We start from the raw sequence: 18,434 nt of genomic DNA on the forward strand, positions 1-18,434 counted from the left end.
ATGGAGATGCAGAAAAATAGGCCCCTCGTCGCCGAGGGACTCGTGAAGCATTTTGGCGACAAGGTTGCCGTGGCGGGGCTCGACCTCGACATAGGCGCCGGGGAAGTCGTTGGTTTGCTCGGGCCGAATGGTGCGGGAAAAACCACGGCCCTCCGCATGCTCGCGGGCATTCTTCGCCCGACGAAGGGCAAGGTGGTCGTCGGCGGCGTGGATCTTGCCGAAAAACCGCTCGAAGGCAAAACCATGATTGGATTTCTCTCGGGTGATACGCAGCTATATCAGCGCCTTTCGCCACGTGAAACGCTTCTTTATTTTGGGAGGTTGCACGGTTTGTCCGAATCGCACCTCGCCGCGCGTATCGATTCGCTCGTGCACGATCTCGAAATGCAGAGTTTTGCCGATCGCCCATGCGGAACCTTGTCCACGGGTCAGAAGCAGCGAGCGAACATTGCCCGCGCGTTTTTGCACGAGCCTTCGGTGCTCATTTTGGACGAACCCACCAATGCACTCGACATTCTCTCCGGCAGATTCATCGTAGAATCCATTCGCAAGGAACGCGCAGCCGGTCGCGCCATTCTATTTTCCACGCACATCATGAGCGAAGCGGAATACTTGTGCGATCGCATTGCCTTCATTCACGAAGGCCGCGTCGTCGACGTGGGTGACGTGCCCGCGCTTTGCGCACGCGCCGGAAGCGCAAACAATCTCACCGACGCGTTTTTGCATCATGTGCAGCAAGGCCAATCCGCCCAATCGGAGCAAGGGGGTGCGCTGTGAGGCTATCGATTGCGCTGGTCGTTTTCCGCAAGGAAATGCTCGAAACGTTGCGCGACAAAAGAACGCTCGTGAGCCTCGTTTTTCTCCCGATGCTTCTTTATCCGCTTTTTGCGCTGCTCATGAGCCGTTTGGCCGACTCCGACATGCAGGAGCTCGAATCGCGCCGTTCGCGCGTGGCGGTATGGGGAACGCTTTCGCCCGAGGTCGAAGCAGCCCTCACCGAAGACAAAAAGATCGAATTGATTCCTTGGCACAATGTGCCCGACGAACTTCGCGAATCCCTCGAAAAAGGAAGCATCAAGCCGCCCGAGCCTCCTCCAATTGGCGAGCCCGAACCATCGGCCAAAAGGAAAGGCGTAACGGCAGCGCCCAAGGAAGATCGTCCGGACGAACGCGTCATTTTGGCTGCTCGTGAAGTCATAGGAAAGCGTGGTATCGACGCGGTCCTCGTGCCATATCAGGGTTTTTCCGACGCAGTGGGGCAAGGGGGGCTCGGCCGCGTCGCCATCTATTACGATTCGGTCTGGCTCGATTCGGATTTTGCCGATACGCGTCTCACGAATGCGCTCACGCGGGCGCGCGAGCGTTTGCTCGTAGCGCGCGAAGGAGCGCGGGGGCTGCCTTCGGGTTTTACCACGGGCATTTCCGCGACGTCGAGGAACATTGCGCCCGATGAGCGCCGTGTGGGCAAATTCTTGGGCACGATCATGCCGATGATGCTCATTCTCATGTCGCTCATGGGTGGCTTTTTGCGTGCGGCCGACATGACGGCGGGGGAAAAAGAGCGTGGTACGATGCAAACGCTCTTGTGCGCGCCGATTTTGCCCATTGAAATGATCACGGGAAAGTTTCTCACGGTATTCGTCGTTTCGCTTCTCACGGCGCTCATCAACGTGGTGAGCTTGGCGCTTACCCTGCGCCGGCTCTTACCCGGCGAAATAGATGTCCCAATGTCGGTACACGTGCTGACATTTGCATTGCTCGTTCCGGTGACGTTCCTCTTTTCTGCATTGTTCCTCGCGGTCGCCGCCTTTGCGCGTGACTTCAAGGACGCGCAGAACCTGCTCACGCCTCTGTATTTGCCCGTCATGCTTCTTTCCATGCTGACTTCGCTTCCGGGCATGGAATTGACGGCGGCGACGTCGCTCGTTCCGCTGCTCAATGTCGCCTTGCTCATCAAAGCGATTTACCTTGGCGATGTATCGTCGGATCTCGTGCTTTTCACGCTCGGCTCGTCGACCCTTTATGCGGCATTGGCCCTCATTTTTGCGGCGCGTGTTTTCGAGCGTGAAGACGTTTTGCTTGGAAGCGGTCGAGGGTCTCTGCGCGAGTTTTTTGCCTGGAAGCGACAAAAAGGTGGCGTTCCGTCGCTCGATTTGACGGTTTTTGGATTTGCCGCCATTCTCGTCGTGACGTTCTACGCGAGTATTCTTGCGGAAAAGACGACGAATCAGACGGCTCAGCTTCTTGGCACGCAATTCGGCTTCATGCTCCTGCCGCCGATCGTCATTCTTCTCGTGTCGGGAGCATCCATTCGCGAAACATTTGCACTGAAAGCTCCACGCGCACGTGCGCTCGTGGGCGCGGTGCTCGTGGGTTTGTCCGGAGGAGCTGCGGTCAGTGCGCTTGCAATGAGGCTCGTTCCGGTTCCAGAGGCTTTCGCGCAAAAACTCGAGCAAGCGTTGATGCTCGACGGGCAACCGTTGTGGGTGCTGCTTTTCGCCGTGGCGCTCACGCCTGCAATCTGCGAGGAAGTATTATTTCGAGGTTTTCTGTTCTCGGGGCTTCTTCGAGCCGGTCCCGTGGTTGCGCTCATCGCATCGTCGTTGCTGTTCAGTTTGGCGCACGGATCCATTTATCGCCTCGTGCCGACGGCGACACTTGGATTCATCATCGGTTTCGCGCGATGGAAAACCGGATCCATCGTTCCTGGCGTCATCATTCATTTCATCAACAACGCGATTGGCGTCACGATTCTTTATGCGAAGCCGGCGTGGGTCGATAGGTTGGTCGTGGGAAACCAAATACCCCTGTGGCTCGGAGCTCCGGCGGCCGTCGTTCTCGCGGCTGGTTTGCTATTGATGCGTCAGCCTAGGCCCGAGGATCGAGCTGGCAAGTGACGTCGGCGCGCCGACGTCACCCTCGAGCTGCTGCTCGAGGCGGCTCTTCGGGGAGTGCTTCTTTGTCGTTGCTGCGTGCAACGATGCTGCCGAATGCACCTGCGGTGAAGAACATGATCAAGCTGTAAATCGCGGGCGGAATTGCCATCGTGCCGTTGTTCAGGAGTAGCGGGCTCGATGCAATCGCAATGGCGAGCGTGCCGTTGTGAATGCCGATTTCCATGCCAATGGCCGTCGCTTGTCGCTTGGGCAAACGCACGAGAAGGGGGACGCAATATCCCACGGCCATACTCGTGAGATTGAATGCGAGCGCAGCGAGCCCCACTTGGCGGAACGATTCGACGAGGGTCGCGCGTTCCTTCAATACGGCCGCGATGATGATGAGCGCGAGAAAGATGGCCGACACAATTTTCACCGGCTTCTCGAGCTTCTTCGATAGATCAGGTTTCTTCGCATTGATGAGCATGCCAATTCCTACGGGGATCAGCACGATGGCAAAGACCTGAATGACCTTGTCGAATTGCAAGGGAATGCTTTTCCCCGCTCCGTAAAACGCTTCGAGTGAAAAGTTCACGATGAGCGGCAGCGTGAACAGACTCAAAATGCTGTTCGTCGCGGTGAGCGTAATGTTGAGCGCAACGTCACCCTTGGCGAGATGGCTATATAAATTTGCCGTTGCGCCGCCGGGAGATGCCGAAAGCAGCATGAGGCCCACGGCCAACGCTGGGGGTAACGCGAATGCGCGTGCGATGCCATAACAGGCCACCGGGAGCAGCACCGTTTGGCAGAACAGCCCCACGAATACGGCCTTGGGGTACACGACGACGCGCTTGAAATCCGCGGTCGTCAAACTCAGCCCGAGCCCCAGCATGATGATGCCGAGGGCGATGGGCATGAACACCGCCGTCAATACATTCTGTTGCATGGCGGCCGAGCATCGCACGGGTCGCGCGACGAACGCAAGATGCTCGTCCTAAAAGTGCTCCGCGGCTTGACGCGCATCGAAATCCCGAAGGATAGTCATGGCATGAAAAGCACGCATGCCTTCCGAACGCAATCGGTTGTCGTTGCCTCGCTCCTCCTGTTCTCGGCGGCAGGTTTCGGCTGCTCGGCCCAGAAGCCCGAGCCTGAGGTCGCTTCGTCGGCCGCGCAGCCGGGTTATGCCCAGGACTATCCCGGGGCGGTCGAGCAGGTCATGAAGGATTTCGGCCGCGAAGACGACGACGCCAAAACACTTTCGTCGGGTTTTTCTGGCTATGACAAGGAGCTCAAGGCGCCCGATTGGAAGCTCGTGGGTGATATCCACCGCAAAGCGAATGACGCGGGCCGGAGCCGAGCGTATGTCGATCGCAATGAAGAGATCGAAGGAGCGAGGGCGTTTTTCACGGCGGAGCAGGATGAGATCGTAAAAAAGGTCGGCGGCTCGGCCACCTATGCGTGTAAGCAAAAGGGTGCAGATACGGATCTATCGGGTACGGTGTCACGCTCGCTCTCCGAAGTCGTCGAAAAACAGCTCGAAAAACGTCTGCGCGAGCGCAATGCGGCGCACGAGATCATCGATCGGCATCGCAATGAATTGAGCAAAGAAGATGCAGCGAAGCTCGAAGTGCAAGCGGATCAGATCGCCCGCGCGAGCTATCTCGTGCACATCGCAATGGTCGAGGAGAAAGTCCGGCTGCGGGCGCTGCTCGAGGAAGCCGAGCAAGTAAAGAAGACGCTCGACGATTACATTGCCGAGGAGCGCGTTCATGGAACGAAATCGGACAAAGAGGCCGACAAGAAGGCGAGCGACGCACGGATCGAACGCGCCACGCAGGCAAAGGCGCAAGTCGATGGAGCGCTCGCACAGGGGCGCGAAATGGAGCAGAAAATGGAGGAGCGTATTACCGCCGCGCAAAAGCGGCACAAGGAAGCGCTCGACGCGCTGCTTGCCGTGGAAGACAAGAAGGCAAAGGATTCGGGGCAGATGAAATGAGCTAGCGAGCTGCTAAAGTCCGCTTTCGGCCTTGACCACTTTCAGCTTCGAATTGTCGTAATACTGAACGTGGGCCCAATCCTTGAATGATTTCCAGTCCCCACCCCAATACAGGCCCTGCTTCTTGCCCTCTTCGCCAAGCGCTTTCCAAAAGCCCGAGCTTTCCGCTGACGGATTCCATGCATAACGCACGTCGATGATGTCGGCGGCATAGGCATTCGGCGTCCCGTCCTTTTTCTGCGCATTGTGAAAACTGAACTTCACGGTCGTATTGCCTTTTCGGTATAGCTCGAGCTGCACTGCAACCGACCGCCACGCAAAGAATACCTTCGGCTGAAAACCGCGCTGTCGAAGCCCTTCGAGCACTGCTTCGACTTTCGGACGCATGGCCGGAAACATGCTCGCAATCTTTTTCTCGTGCGCCCACTTCGAACTATCGCCGCTCCATTCGGTGAGCGCGGGTGCATTCGTCGTTTGTGATGCAGCACCGGTGCCGGATAAGCGTCTCCAGGACCCGCCATCGGGTTCGATGAGCCCATCGGGGCGCGACATGAAGGTCGATTGGAATTTTCGAATGGCGCCGACGGTGCCATTCCCACAAAGCCCGTCTACGATGCCGGGATCGTACCCTTTGGCTTTCAGCAGCGTCTGCACCGTTTCGACGTCGTTTCGCAGATTCCGCCCGTTTTTTCCAACCGATCGCAATAGCGTGCTCATGCCTGACACCTTGCGCGCAAACGTTTCGTGACGCCGCCATCGGACCCCAATACGTGCGCGTTGTCAATCGTCACGAAGTTTCGAGCTGCTCTTCGAATCAGCACGCTTGACGCAGACAAGGCATCCGGATAAGGCTTTCATGCGCCCATTTACGTGCTGCCGAAGGCGCCGCGCCGAGGAGCGGGTTTCATGCCGATTTTGGAGCTTTCGTTTGCGTGTGGAGAGTCGTCGTTGTCCGTGCGCCACTTCTCGGTGCACGAAGCGATCTCGAGCTTGTTCATGGTCAACGTCGTGGCTCGATCCGAAAGCCCATCGATCGATCTCGAGCCCATCATTGGTCAAACCGCAAGCCTGAAAGTCGTGAGCGGATGGGCTCACGCGCGGCTCGGAGGTGTCAGATCGTGGTCGGGTGTCGTGAGCACGATCGAACAAGTGCAGGCCGTTCAATTGGGACAGCAAGGCAAGGAGCTTTCGACGTACTCGCTGCGCATCGTGCCGAAACTTTGGCTTTGCACGCAGCGGCGCAATTACAAAATCTTTCAACACCAAACGATCCCGGACATCGTCGATCAAGTGCTCGACGAGTGGGACGTCGAGCGCACGTGGGAAATCGATCGCGGGCGTTACCCGAAGCTCGAGTACAAGGTTCAATACGGCGAGACGGATTATGCATTCATCAGCCGGCTCCTCGAAGAAGCCGGGATTTGTTACGTCTTTCCGGACACCGACGGAAGGGAATCGAAGCTGGTTTTGAGTGACAAACTCGAGGCGAACGCGCCGCGTCCCGGCGGCGCTCTGCCCTACGTCGACAACCCGAACCGTGAATCCGAAAAGGAATTCGTCACGCGCGTGCGCCTCGCACATTCGGTCAAACCCGGCGCGCACGTGATCCGCGACTACGACTTCCGAAACCCCATGTTCGCGCTCTTCGGAGATGCTCCAAAAGCCGCAGGGCCAGAGGCGAAATACGAACAGTATCATTACGAGCCCGGCGCATCGCTCGTCGAAGGTGGCAAGGGTGGCGGCACTCCAGCGGCGGACGACAAAGGCGTTGCGCGCTACGAACAATCTTTTGCAAAAGGGCGCGCCGAACGGATGCTCGGGGGAGTTCGGTCGGACAAACGCGTCGTCTCTTTCGATACGAACACCATCGACCTTTGTCCGGGCCAGATCGTCAGCATCGATCGACATCCGCATGCCGAGGTTGGGGATGACAAACGGTTGCTCGTGACCGAGTTTACGGCTGAAGGAACGCCGGGCGAAGAGTGGTCCATGTCGGCATCTGCTGCGTTTGCCGACGCGCCGTATAGGCCGCCGCAAAAGACAGAAAAGCCGCGCGTCAATGGTGTGCAGAGCGCGGTCGTCGTAGGTCCGAGTGGCCAGGAAATTCACACCGACGAGTTCGGACGAGTACGCGTTCAGTTCCCGTGGGATCGCGACGGAAAAAACGATGAAAACAGCTCGTGCTGGATCCGTGTGAGCCAAGGTTGGGCTGGCACGGGTTACGGCATGATCATGATTCCGCGCATCGGGCACGAAGTGCTCGTGGGATTTCTCGAGGGTGACCCGGACCAACCCATCATCGTCGGGCGCGTGTACAACGCAAAGCAAGCCGTGCCGCACAAGCTGCCCGACAACAAGACTCGATCGACGTGGAAAAGCGACAGCTCGCTCGGTTCCGACGGCTTCAACGAGATCATGTTCGAAGACTTGAAGGGCCAAGAACTGGTCTACGAACAGGCGCAAAAAAACCGGCGGCGTCTCGTCAAGAACGACGAAACGATCACGGTTGGACACGACCGGCAGAAGTACGTGCAGAACGACGAGTTTGACAAGACAGACGGGTTTGTCCGAGTGTATGTCGGCAAGGATCAGGACATCGTCGTCAAGCAAGACAAACGCGAGCGCATCGAGGGAAACAGCCACCTCTACGTGATGGGCAAGCGCAATCAGCGCATCGAGGGCAATCAGTCGCTCGAAATCAAGGGAGATCGACACGAATTCATCGGCGAAAGCCACGCGCTCGCCGTGACGAAGGAAATTCACATCAAGGCGGGAACGGCGCTGGTGATCGAAGCCGAGGATCTGACGCTGAAAGGACCCGGTGGCTTCATTCGCATCGACGGCAGCGGCGTCACGATTCGAGGCACCAAGGTGTACATCAACAGCGGCGGATCCGCTGGAGAAGGCGCGGGTGCTTCGCCCGAGGCGCCGGACGAGGCAAAAGAAGCGGTCGTCGACGACGTGAGCAAAACGCTCATTGGGCAATGAGGGGAGCGTAAAGATGCCTCCTGCTGCAAGAATCACGGACAGGCACGTATGCCCGCTGCATCCGCCGAATGTCATCGTCGCGGGTGAAGCCACGGTCATCGTGGGATATCAGCCGCAAGCTCGGGTATCGGATTCCGAGGCGTGCGGCGCGGCCATTTCGGCAGGCGAAAGCACGGTCATCATTGGCGGCAAGGACGCTGCTCGAAAAGGCGATCCAACGTCTCATGGTGGAACCATCGTTTCGGGGTGTCCGACGGTGATCATTGGTTCCAATCCGGCTGCAATGCTTCAGACGGACAAACCATTTTGCGAAGATTGCGCAAAGAAAGCGGCGGAACGAGCGGCACGGCAACGCGCCGGGAGAGGTTCGTCGTGACGCCGCGGCTCATCGTGGAAGTGCGTTACGGCAAACTCGCCGGGACGAAGGCCGTCGTCGATTCATCGCGGGTTTTACGGGTTGGCAGGACAGACCTTGCGGATCTCGTCATTCCGCACGACGGAAACATGTCGGGCGTTCATTTCGAGATTGAATGGGACGGCAGCCGCTGCTTCATGCGCGACGTCGGCAGCGTATCGGGCACTCGGCTGGGGGGACAGCCTGCAGCGCACGGCGAGGTATCGCATGGAGGCTGGATCCAAGCTGGCGAAACGGATTTCATGGTGTACGTCGAAGGCAAGACGCCTCCGAAGCGACGCAAGCTTGCCGAACCCGAGCGGGATCGAGAAGAAGCGCGTATTCGGGCGGCGGAAGAAGCGCTTGGTTTATTGCGTGCCGAAGCTGCAAAAGCGCCACTTTATGCGGTCGTCGATGGAGCGCGGGATCGGCGTATTCTCGAACTTGCGAGGCAGCACGTCGAAACGCATCAATCGCTGTACGAAGGGCTTGCTGGCGAAAACTTCGAGGACATGGCGCCGCATCTCGTGGGGCCCATGCGCGCAGGCTCGGCGCTGCTCGACCGATTGGTATTCGAAGGTTGGGGCAAGCGTTGGGGGATCTATTGCACGTCGTACGACAAGTTTGTCGCGGTGCGCCGGCACTTTCGCCGATTTTTGATGGTGGAGCTCGAATCGAGACACGAAAAAGTCTATTTCCGCTTTTACGATCCCGGCGTATTTCGTGCGTTTTGGCCCACTTGCAATACGGCACAAAAACGCGAGCTCTCCGAGGGGCTCGAAGAAATCATCGTCGAAGAAGAAAACCTGTCGGCGTCCGCCCTTTTGCGTGCGGATCGCGCTGCGCGGAGGGCGTAGGATCATGCATGCGTCGAAAGGTTATGCGTTCTTTATCGGCTCGAGCTTCATCGCTCGTGCCAACGTGGAGTGAATCGCCGTGGCAACGCTCGAGCTTTCCCTTGCATCCAAACAACGCGATGTCTACGTGCGACAATTCGCGGTTCGTGAATCCATATCCAATCCCTTCACGATCAACCTGCTCGTCCGCTCGCCCGATCACAGCCTCGATTTCGACGCCATCGTCGGTCGTCCGGCGTCCTTTCGTATGCATGCCGGATATGCCTACGTATCGGGCGGCGGCGCACGGGCCTGGAGCGGCATCGTTTCGCATGCGGAGCAGCTCGAGGCATTGCAAGATTCTGCCGGAACCGAGGGGCTTTCCACGTACACGATTGAAATCGTGTCATCGCTTTGGCTTCTGACGCATCGCCGTGGTAATCGCACTTATCAACATCTGTCCATTCCGGACATCGTGACGAAGCTCCTGGGCGAATGGCAAATCCAGCCGCAATGGCGAATCGATCGCGGACGATACCCGAAGCTCGAATACAAAATTCAATACGCCGAGAGCGATTACAATTTCATGTGCCGGCTGCTCGAAGAGGCGGGCATTGCCTTCACGTTTGCCGAAGAATCGGGCGTTCCCATATTCGGTGACGCTTTGCAATCCAATGAGCCGCGACCGGGGGCGGCCATTCCTTATGTCGATACGCCGAACGAATCCTCGCAAAAAGAATACGTGACCGAGGTTCATTTTGGGCGCGAGGTTCGTCCAGGGGCGGCGACATTCCGTGATTACGACCCGCGCAAGCCCGACGTGGCGCTTTTCGCAAAAGCTCCTTCGTCCAAAGGCGTCGAAGGTAAGCTGGAGCAATACCATTACGATGCGGGCGCTTTTTTTGCAGAGACGGGCAAAGCTGCTGGCACGCCCGCCGCGGATGATCAAGGATTCGCACGCCACGATCCAGCCTATGGCACCGCGCTCGCAACGCGCAGCCTGGAAGGCGAACGGGCGGGTGAGCATACCATTTCATTGGTTGCAAATACCTTCGATTTGGCACCGGGCACCGTTTTTTCGATAGCTCGGCATCCGCATGCAAAAATTCCTTCGAGCAAGCGACTTCTTTCCGTAGCATCGAAGCTCACGGGCAGCGACACGGGGGATTTTCGTCTTTCGGTCGAGGCGCATTTCGCCGACGCGCCTTATCGACCTGCGCGCCGCACGCCGAAACCCGTCATTCATGGGTTGCAAAGCGCTACCGTGGTGGGTCCTTCGGGTCAGGAGATTCATACGGACGAGTTTGGCCGGGTACGTGTGCAATTCCCTTGGGATCGCGAGGGCAAAAACGACGAGCGTAGCTCGTGCTGGGTTCGTGTGAATCAAGGCTGGGGCGGATTGGGATATGGCATGGTGACGCTTCCGCGCATTGGCCAAGAAGTGCTCGTCGCTTTTCTCGAGGGCGATCCGGATTTTCCCATCGTCGCGGGTCGAGTGTACAATGCCGCGCAATCGGTGCCCTACAAGCTGCCGCAACACAAGACGCGAAGCACCTGGAAAAGCGATTCGTCGCTCGGATCCGACGGATTCAACGAAATCATGCACGAGGACCTCGCGGGCAACGAGCTCGTGTGGGAGCAAGCGCAAAAAGATCGCACACGAATCGTCAAGAACGATGAATTCGCGACCATCGTCCGCGATCGGCAAAAGCTCGTGAAAAACGACGAAGACGAGCAGACGTTGGGCAATCGTCAAGTGCTGGTCGGCAAAGACTTGGATGTCGTCACGAAGAAAAACAAAAACGAGACGTATCAAGCGGACGTTCACCAGGTCGTCAAAGGAAGTCGGCGGGAGCGAATCGATGGCAAGCAATCGCTCATGGTGCAAAAAAGCCGGCACGAAAAAATCGAGGGACGCAGCGGGCTCGTGGCTGGCGACGAAATTCATCACGTCGCGGGAGAAGATTGGGTCGGCGAGGCGGGGGCGAATGCGACGATCAAAGCTCCGGGTGGGTTCATTTCATTGCACGGCGGGGGCATCACGATCGTCGGAACGATGGTGTGGATCAACGAGCGTGGTGAACCTGGGGACGGCCAGAAGGCCAAACCCGAAGGGCCATTCGAAAAGAACTCACCCGACGATGAATCCAAGGGCAAAACCAGCGAGAACGAAGGTGACCATTCTCCGCCCGCGGGAATGGGATTGGGCGAATTCGATGACGCCATGAATTCCGAAAGTGAAGACCTACTGTCATGAACGTCTCGGAAACACAAGAAAAGGCCGTTGCGGGTGGCGATAGCGGAGGAGCAGTCCAGAAATGCGCCATCATCGTCGTCATCGATCCTGGGCACGGTGATCGGCTGAAAGCGAAAAATCCCATCGATCCCGGCGCGGTATCGGGCAAAATTTACGAAAAAGACATTGCGCTCGACGTCGCGAAACTGCTTCGAACGAAGCTTCAAGCGAAAACGGACGTAATCGAGGCGGTGTATTTGACGCGCGAAGGCGACATCAGCGAAGTATTACCGCGTCTGCGCTGGCGCGTGGACATTGCGAAAGAAAAAAAGGCAAACATCTTCGTGAGTTTGCACCTCGATGCGGCATCAGCATCCGCGTCGGGACAATCCACGCTGTACCATCCTTCTTATGACAATTCGAAAAAGCTCGCGACGTCCATCGTAGCGCAAGCCAAGGTGGTCAAGAGTCGAGGGGCGAAGTCGCGCGATAACCTCTACGTCATCAATTTGAGTCGATTCGGCAAGGAGACGAAAGCGTCGGTGCTCATCGAGCTGGGGTTCATCTCGAACGATACGGATCGTGCGTCATGCCAAACCAAAGGAAGCGACATCGCGGCCGAAATCACCGAGGGCATCGTTTCGTTCGTGAATGCGAACAAGGCCATTTTCAGCAAGTAAACCCGGCGATCATCCATTCTTTGCGGCAGCCGCGTTACGGTCGATGTACGTGACCGTTCCGAGCGCCAGAATGCGGAGAGATTCGCGGCGCGCTTCGTATTGATCTTGCCACGGGTGCAATTCACCAATGAGCCGCGCGCGAAATCGGCGAAACATGGGCAATTTCTTCGCGATGTCCACGGGAGCATAACCGACGAGTGGCTGGTTTTCCGCGGACAAGCGCAAGAGCACGCGCAGGAAAGTGTCACCCAGCACGTCTCGCTTTTGATAATGACGACCTCCGAGGAGCGCTCGCTCGGCTTGCACATCCAGCGCATCTGCCGGTAGTCCCTTCTTTTCCCGAACAAACGCCTCGCGAATACGGCTGGACAAACCTTCCGGAACCACCGGCGCCCATGGAGCGCTCGACCGACTCAGAAACTTGTCCGCAGCTTCGACGGCAGCTTTGAGCGATTCGTCCGTGGGGCCAACGAGCGCTGCAGCGGCGGCCGAAAGCGCGCGCAATGTTTCGATTTCGTCGAATGGTGTTTCGACCTCGCAGCCGACGAGGATGATGGGCGTCGCGAATTTCCCATCGTCGCGAATCGCTTCGTCCATCAATTCGATCACACCGGGTTCGTCTGCTCGTTCGCCGCGCGCAAGTATCTCGAATATCTCGCGACGATCTTCGATTTCCCAAGCCTCCTTGCCCGCAAGCACGTCGTCGATCGCTTTGTCCGGACCTCGTTGTTCGAGCTCTGAAAGAAGCTTTTTCCACGCAGGGACGCGGCGGATTCGCGGCACGAAGGAAGGCTCGAACCACACGAGGTGCAAAAGCTCGCGGCTGACCGTGGGTTTGTCCGCGACGTCGTCCGTTGCAATCACCGAACGCAGCTCGCGGCGCGGTGCGCTCCATGGACGAACGCCCGCTGCATCATTCGAGGCTGCGAGCGCTCCGCCATCCGATGCAGCTTCTTTCGGTACGGGCGCGGCTGCGATTGTCGCTGCCTGCGTTCCAAGCGTTTCACGGGGCGCTGCGACGGCGCCCGGCGTACCGCTCGCCCATGGGCTCGCGCTCGTCGCGGCGTTTTCCGGGTTCCGATCCGACAAACCTCGCGCCTGGGACAAGACGACAGGCGGCGCGACCGGAGGCGGTTGCGGCGGCGCGCTCGAGGAAAGCGGCGGCGCGGGCGCAGAAGACACCGGCACGGGCGGAGCGAAGGGCGGCGCGGCGAGAGCAACGGGCGGCGCGCCCGGCGCAGGAGCAACGGGCTTTCCGGGCAGCGCAGAACGCGGAGCCGTCGGCACGGGGGGCGGCTTGATGCCGGGTGGTCGTGCGGTGGTTTGTCCGGGACTACTCGGCCACGGAGGCCTGGATGGCGGTGGAGGTGGCGCTTGTGGAATGGGTCCACTGAGCGGTTGGAAGGGAAGATCAAGCACGGGTGACGAACGCATCGGCTCGCGCACCGGCGGTGGATCCGGTTCGAGGTTTGCGGCAAACGGTAGACCGCGGCTCACCTTCAACTCGTTCAACGATATCGTGCTGGTGATGGTCTCCATGCCATTGTCGTCCTCGTTTTCGAGGTCTTCACCGACCATGGCTTGCGCTATCGCGGCAAACGTCATTTCTTGGCCGGGGCTTTCCATGCCCACGAGCACGCGGCCGGGTTCGTCTCGACGCACCAGCGGGACGACGGCGCGCCACGTGAGCGTCGCTATGCCGCGATCGGTATCGATCCACATCGTATCCGCATGAGCAGGCACGCGCTGCGCAGGTCCAAGGCCGCGATCGACGAACACGGCAGGGCGAATGCCTGGCAAGTTCGTCACGAGACGCGCATACTCGGGATGCAGGTTTTCGAGCACGATACGCTCGCTTTCGCGAAGCACGCTCACGAGCTGGTCCGATGGTGCTGCATTGTAGTAAATGGCGCTTGGACCATCGAGTCCCTCGCCGACGGCCTGCGGTGCGCGGGCGACGATGTCGGCTCGTGATGGCCAATTTGCAGCAATGGGCCCGTATCCAACGGGCGGAATGAAGTCGTCGACATTCGACACGTGCATGCCGAGCGGTTGCAGATTCGGCACGATTCGGCGGCCATAAGCATCGCGAGCATCGGCCCGTATGCCCACGGGGTTGTTCGTATGTGGTCCGCCACCAGCTCGTTCCCACGAGAGGCGCATGCGCGAAAACCGCTGTCCTTCTTGGAGCGATCCGTCGGGCAAAAATGTTCGATCACAAAAGACTTCGATGCTCTTGTCAACGTCGCCGACGATGAGTCGCGTGACGAGCGATCGCACGAGTTGTTTGTTCGGCGCGTAGGCGTAACCAACGAGCGTCACTTCGGGGCGCACTTTTGCCGGCACGAGATCGCATGGCGCGCGCACGCTTCGGTTCGGATCGTCGTCCCAATGATCATCCGCTTCGTTGATCGCTTCTTGCTCCGGGGCGATCACGGATTCGCCAGGCTTCAGCCGATACGTCGTTTTGCAGACGACGACGAGGACGAAGCTTCCGCGTTGTTGCCACACGGAAGACCCCGTGCGTACGGGGCCGACCGAAAGGATTTGCATCGGGCGAAGTTTACATCAAGCCCGGAGCCTGTCGGTCAAGAATCAGCTTGCGCGTCAACGCATGGCTACGTGCGCATACGCGTTGCCAAATCCAAGAGGCTTTGCGCCGATCCGCCATGACCGAGCGCCTGATTGATGCCGCGGCACGCGGTCCAACAACGCTGGCATTGCGAAACAATATCTTGTTTTTTGCGGAGTCGCTCATGCAGCTCCGACAGTGACGCCTCGCGAACGTTGCCCACGCTTTCGTCGATGCGCTCGATGCAAGGCGATACGTTGCCTACGTGATCAATGTTGAATCCCGTCGTACCCGCGCTGCACGTGGGCATGGGACCTTCGTTCAAAAAATCATCGATGCGCGCAAAGTAATCGCGAAAATAGCGCAAATGTGGATACTTCTTCCATAAATGCAGGACGTGATCGGTGACGCCCATGGGTGGCATCTTGTCGGGACCGTCCTTGGCCCGACGATATCCCGAAATGGAGAGCAGCGTGAGTTGATGCCCCACGCCATGCGCTTTGCTTTGCAGTAGCAGCGCTTCGAGGTCTCGCCAATTGTTTTCCATGAGCACGGTCATCACGTGCACCTGTTTGCCCCCGCGCGGAGCGGTTTGTCGAAAAATATCGACGGCTTTCCATGCGCGATCGGTTGCTCCAGACAAACGACGTTTGCCGTCATGGCGAGACGCATCCGGATAATCGATTGAAACATTGCCATGCACGAGGCCCGCGTCCCACAATGCTTTGGCCTTTTCTTCCGTGACGAACCAACCATTGGTAAATAGGGCCGTGATGTGCCTTTTCGACAAAATTCGGACGATCTCGACGATATCGGGCCTCGCGAGCGGCTCGCCTCCTTCGACGGAAATCACGAAACAACCAAGCTCGGCGAGCTCGTCGGCGATGCGCTGGAATTCGTCGAGCGATAGTTCCTGTTTTGGCGGTGCAGGATGAGGCCAAAAGTCGCAAAAGCTGCACTCCATGTTGCAGCGATTGGTCACTTGAATCAAACAAGAAAATGGCTTTCGTTGGAAAATGGTCGCCGCAAAAATCGCGTCCTTTTTCAATTGCGCAAGGCTCATCCGAACCTCCATCCACCCATGGCCTGTTTTCCAAGCCGCTCGGTTGCGTCACGCACGATGGGACCCACTTCGCGATATTCATCCAAAATCGCGCCAATGCGATTCACGACCGTATCGATTTCCGCATCCGTGACCGTGAGCGGCGGCTCGAGCTTCAACACGTTCCATTGTTGACTCGCCGGCTGCGCGATAATTCCGTCTTCGAGTAACCGAACGGCAAGCCATTGTCCAAAAATGCGCTTTGATACTGCCTCGACGATTTGTGGCAAGGCTCGGTGCAAAAAGCCGCCTTTCTCCGTCGGACCAAGCTCGATTCCGACGAACAATCCGCGTCCGCGCAATTCACGCACGAGAGGATGGCCGGACAAACGCGCGTTCAATTTTTGCATGAGGGCCGCGCCCTTCGTTTTGCTTGCATCCACGAGCTTTTCGTCATCCATGATGGAAAGGACCGCCGATGCCGTACGACACGAAAACGAATTGCCCGCGTACGTCGAACCATGCAAATCGAATCGTTCCATCGTTCCGAATGCACGTTTTTGCAATTCGGGCGTCGTGAGCGTCGCCGATATGGCCGTCATGCCTCCGCCGAGCGCTTTGCCGAGCACCAGGACATCCGGGAAAAACCCCTCGGCCTCGCACGCAAAAAGCGTCCCCGTGCGACCAATTCCCGTTTGCACTTCGTCGAGCACCAGCAGGGCTCCATATTTACGGCAAAGGTCCTGCGCCGACCGAAGGTACCCGTTCGGCGGCATCACCATGCCACCTTCGGCTTGAATGGGTTCGACGAGAAATGCGGCCGCATTGCGCTTGGAGAGCACGCGTTCGAGCGCTGCCAAGTCGCCGAAGGGCACCTGTTCGCATGCAGGTAAAAGCGGCTCGAATAGCTCGCGCATGCGAGCGACTCCGTCGACGGACAAGGTTCCAAGGTTCAAACCGTGATATCCGTTTTGGCAATACACGAGCGTTTTTTTGCCCGTGGCGGCTCGGGCGAGTTTGAGCGCGGCTTCGACCGCATCGGAACCGGTGCATGAAAATAGACACGACGTGAGTGGTCCCGTGCGACGCGTCAGTTCTTCGGCAAGCTCCGCCGCGTGTACGGGAGGGCCGACATGGACGAGGTTCGGGACGTCTTCGAGCAAAAAGTCCCGCATCCTTTCGCGGAGCACCGGATGATTGTGGCCCATGTTGTGGGCGCCGAATCCTGCGAGAAAATCGAGATACTCGCGGCCTTCGTGGTCCCACATGCGCGAGCCCGACGCTCGCACGAACACGCGCCCGTACCCGAATGCGCCAAGAAGCTTGACGAACGCGGGATTGATGTGCTTGGCGTATTTGTCGACGGCGGGGTGCGAGGAAACGGGGGAGGGCATTGGCTTAGTAGGTTTACGCGAGATGGTGGGCGGTATCAAGACGTGATCACTTCAAAATCCCGCTTTTCGGTTTGCGCAGGGGGGGCAGGTTCGTTTCGCCCAGGCGCTGCCGCAAATTCACCTCGATCATCGTCGACAACGAAGACAATGGCAGATCGTTCGGATCCGTGCCAAAGGGATTCTCGATTTCGTCACCAATCGCATCGAGACCATAAAACGCATACGCAACGATCCCGACGACCACCGGCGTGAATGCTCCGACGGTCTTCACGATGCCGAAGGGCAAAGCAATGCAATAGATCGCGACGATTTGGTGAATCAGCGACGTGTACGACAGCGGAATCGGCGTGCTCTTGATCCGCTCGCAGCCGCCCTGAATGTCCGTGAGCGAAACGAGGCTTTTTTCGAGAATGGGCAAATGCATGGGATGGACCCAGCCCTGCCGATAAGCGTCCCGGAATCGGTCGCCAAGTCGCTGCAAAATGGCGATCGGACGATTGACTTCGCGACGTAGTGCCTCGATTTCTTCCTTCGCAATGAACGGCGCGAGGTCTTCGACCCGATCTTGATCGCGCAAGTGGTGTTTCAACGCGTGCACATAAGCAATCACCCGATGCACCATTTCTCGCTGATACGCACTTATTTCCTCGGCATCAGCACCGGGCTTGGCAGGCTCGGTCGGCGACGACGCTCCCACGATCGTCAAAATCTGCCGAGTGACGCTGCGGGTCGTATTGACGAGACTTCCCCACAACTTGCGGCCTTCCCAAAATCGGTCGTAACTCGTATTGTTCCGAAAACCAAGGAAGATACCAAGCGCCAAACCCATCAGTGTAAATGGAATCGTCGTCAGGTCAGGATGAAAATAGTGCACGTTCAAATCGATGACCGTGATGACGACAGCCAAAAGCGTCGTGAAGATCAGCCGGCCTCGCATGCGTTCGAGGGCCGTGCCGCGGTATCTGAACAGCAACTTCAACCAAGAATACCGTTTTTCCTGAACCATCATGATGAGGCACCCATGTTTCGACGCAGTACCATGGACCGATCGTGCACCAAAGAAAATTACGCCATGCCGTAGGGCTTCTGCAATACCGTGTTCGTCACCGCCGTCAAACGTGCTTCGGACGCTTCCAGGCGCCCGCGTAGTTGCTCGAGCCGCTCGGGCAGATCTGCCAATAGGCTTGGAAGTCGATCCGCAGGTCCCAAGGCCGAAAGCTGCGCAAATGCTTCATCGAGCCTCGAGCGAGCGGAGCTTTGTGCATCACGCGCAGCCTGCAAAAAGGACATGCGCCAAGTCGATTCGGCGGCTCGCTCCGCCCGCGACATCCATGCATCGGCAGTCGAAAGCCGCTCTGCCGTATCGCGGATTGCCGAAAAAAGTGTATCGAGATATTGAATGCCCGCCAAGGACTCCTCA

At 58.2% G+C, this 18,434-nt stretch carries 15 protein-coding genes; 8 read left to right on the forward strand and 7 right to left on the reverse strand.

Annotated elements, in window-relative coordinates; all coding sequences use genetic code 11:
- Positions 1-6 precede the first annotated feature (6 nt).
- A complete protein-coding gene (locus IPM54_31995) occupies positions 7-777 on the forward strand; it encodes an ABC transporter ATP-binding protein (protein ID MBK9264409.1) in 771 nt (256 codons plus the stop codon).
- Positions 774-2,897 (forward strand): CPBP family intramembrane metalloprotease, encoded by a 2,124-nt coding sequence (locus tag IPM54_32000; GenBank protein ID MBK9264410.1) that lies wholly within the window; start codon positions 774-776, stop codon positions 2,895-2,897. Before IPM54_31995 ends, IPM54_32000 begins: the two co-directional genes overlap by 4 nt.
- A 16-nt stretch (positions 2,898-2,913) precedes the next feature.
- Here the strand turns inward: IPM54_32000 and IPM54_32005 are convergent, their stop codons facing one another.
- Positions 2,914-3,822: a bile acid:sodium symporter family protein gene (locus IPM54_32005; protein MBK9264411.1), complete on the reverse strand. Its 909-nt coding sequence runs from the start codon at positions 3,820-3,822 to the stop codon at positions 2,914-2,916.
- 39 nt (positions 3,823-3,861) lie between these two features.
- Here IPM54_32005 and IPM54_32010 point away from each other — a divergent pair, with 39 nt between their 5' ends.
- The gene (locus IPM54_32010) at positions 3,862-4,872 is read left to right on the forward strand and encodes a hypothetical protein (GenBank protein MBK9264412.1); all 1,011 of its coding nucleotides are present in this window, start codon (positions 3,862-3,864) and stop codon (positions 4,870-4,872) included.
- A gap of 12 nt (positions 4,873-4,884) precedes the next feature.
- On the opposite strand, the gene IPM54_32015 is transcribed toward IPM54_32010, so the two are convergent.
- Complete coding sequence (locus IPM54_32015) at positions 4,885-5,589, reverse strand: M15 family metallopeptidase (GenBank protein MBK9264413.1); 705 nt, start codon at positions 5,587-5,589, stop codon at positions 4,885-4,887.
- A gap of 189 nt (positions 5,590-5,778) precedes the next feature.
- Here IPM54_32015 and tssI (IPM54_32020) point away from each other — a divergent pair, with 189 nt between their 5' ends.
- The 5 genes from tssI (IPM54_32020) to IPM54_32040 all read left to right on the forward strand — a co-directional run bounded on the left by tssI (IPM54_32020) (position 5,779) and on the right by IPM54_32040 (position 12,006).
- Positions 5,779-7,860, forward strand: a complete 2,082-nt coding sequence (tssI, locus tag IPM54_32020) for a type VI secretion system tip protein VgrG (GenBank protein ID MBK9264414.1) — start codon at positions 5,779-5,781, stop codon at positions 7,858-7,860.
- Between the two features lie 13 nt (positions 7,861-7,873).
- A complete protein-coding gene (locus tag IPM54_32025) occupies positions 7,874-8,236 on the forward strand; it encodes a PAAR domain-containing protein (protein ID MBK9264415.1) in 363 nt (120 codons plus the stop codon).
- Positions 8,233-9,111 (forward strand): DUF4123 domain-containing protein, encoded by an 879-nt coding sequence (locus IPM54_32030; protein ID MBK9264416.1) that lies wholly within the window; start codon positions 8,233-8,235, stop codon positions 9,109-9,111. The genes IPM54_32025 and IPM54_32030 overlap by 4 nt, the downstream gene beginning before the upstream one ends.
- Positions 9,112-9,190: 79 nt before the next feature.
- On the forward strand, positions 9,191-11,347 hold the full coding sequence (gene tssI / locus IPM54_32035; GenBank protein ID MBK9264417.1) for a type VI secretion system tip protein VgrG: 2,157 nt from the start codon (positions 9,191-9,193) through the stop codon (positions 11,345-11,347).
- Entirely contained in the window at positions 11,344-12,006 is a 663-nt protein-coding gene (locus IPM54_32040) for an N-acetylmuramoyl-L-alanine amidase (GenBank protein MBK9264418.1), read from the forward strand. The genes tssI (IPM54_32035) and IPM54_32040 overlap by 4 nt, the downstream gene beginning before the upstream one ends.
- A 9-nt stretch (positions 12,007-12,015) precedes the next feature.
- Here IPM54_32040 and IPM54_32045 read toward each other — a convergent pair whose 3' ends face one another.
- The 5 genes from IPM54_32045 to IPM54_32065 form a co-directional block, all read right to left on the reverse strand.
- Positions 12,016-14,559 carry a DUF2169 domain-containing protein gene (locus IPM54_32045; protein ID MBK9264419.1) on the reverse strand — a complete coding sequence of 848 codons (2,544 nt, stop codon included), beginning with the start codon at positions 14,557-14,559 and terminating at the stop codon, positions 12,016-12,018.
- Between the two features lie 65 nt (positions 14,560-14,624).
- Positions 14,625-15,641 (reverse strand): radical SAM protein, encoded by a 1,017-nt coding sequence (locus tag IPM54_32050; protein ID MBK9264420.1) that lies wholly within the window; start codon positions 15,639-15,641, stop codon positions 14,625-14,627.
- Complete coding sequence (locus tag IPM54_32055) at positions 15,638-17,014, reverse strand: aspartate aminotransferase family protein (GenBank protein ID MBK9264421.1); 1,377 nt, start codon at positions 17,012-17,014, stop codon at positions 15,638-15,640. Before IPM54_32055 ends, IPM54_32050 begins: the two co-directional genes overlap by 4 nt.
- Positions 17,015-17,060: 46 nt before the next feature.
- Positions 17,061-18,020, reverse strand: a complete 960-nt coding sequence (locus tag IPM54_32060; GenBank protein ID MBK9264422.1) for a hypothetical protein — start codon at positions 18,018-18,020, stop codon at positions 17,061-17,063.
- 59 nt (positions 18,021-18,079) lie between these two features.
- On the reverse strand, positions 18,080-18,424 hold the full coding sequence (locus IPM54_32065) for a hypothetical protein (GenBank protein MBK9264423.1): 345 nt from the start codon (positions 18,422-18,424) through the stop codon (positions 18,080-18,082).
- Between the last annotated feature and the right edge of the window lie 10 nt (positions 18,425-18,434).

This window comes from Polyangiaceae bacterium (assembly GCA_016715885.1).
Lineage (GTDB): Bacteria > Myxococcota_A > Polyangia > Polyangiales > Polyangiaceae > Polyangium.

Bases quoted from the DNA above. Each gene is read 5' to 3' on its own strand.
- IPM54_32050 (MBK9264420.1), bottom strand. From the start codon at position 15,641: ATGAGCCTTGCGCAATTGAAAAAGGACGCGATTTTTGCGGCGACCATT.
- IPM54_32015 (MBK9264413.1), bottom strand. From the start codon at position 5,589: ATGAGCACGCTATTGCGATCGGTTGGAAAAAACGGGCGGAATCTGCGA.
- IPM54_32005 (MBK9264411.1), bottom strand. From the start codon at position 3,822: ATGCAACAGAATGTATTGACGGCGGTGTTCATGCCCATCGCCCTCGGC.
- IPM54_32055 (MBK9264421.1), bottom strand. From the start codon at position 17,014: ATGCCCTCCCCCGTTTCCTCGCACCCCGCCGTCGACAAATACGCCAAG.
- IPM54_32045 (MBK9264419.1), bottom strand. From the start codon at position 14,559: ATGCAAATCCTTTCGGTCGGCCCCGTACGCACGGGGTCTTCCGTGTGG.
- IPM54_31995 (MBK9264409.1), top strand. From the start codon at position 7: ATGCAGAAAAATAGGCCCCTCGTCGCCGAGGGACTCGTGAAGCATTTT.
- tssI (MBK9264414.1), top strand. From the start codon at position 5,779: ATGCCGATTTTGGAGCTTTCGTTTGCGTGTGGAGAGTCGTCGTTGTCC.
- IPM54_32060 (MBK9264422.1), bottom strand. From the start codon at position 18,020: ATGGTTCAGGAAAAACGGTATTCTTGGTTGAAGTTGCTGTTCAGATAC.
- IPM54_32010 (MBK9264412.1), top strand. From the start codon at position 3,862: ATGCTCGTCCTAAAAGTGCTCCGCGGCTTGACGCGCATCGAAATCCCG.
- IPM54_32025 (MBK9264415.1), top strand. From the start codon at position 7,874: ATGCCTCCTGCTGCAAGAATCACGGACAGGCACGTATGCCCGCTGCAT.
- IPM54_32040 (MBK9264418.1), top strand. From the start codon at position 11,344: ATGAACGTCTCGGAAACACAAGAAAAGGCCGTTGCGGGTGGCGATAGC.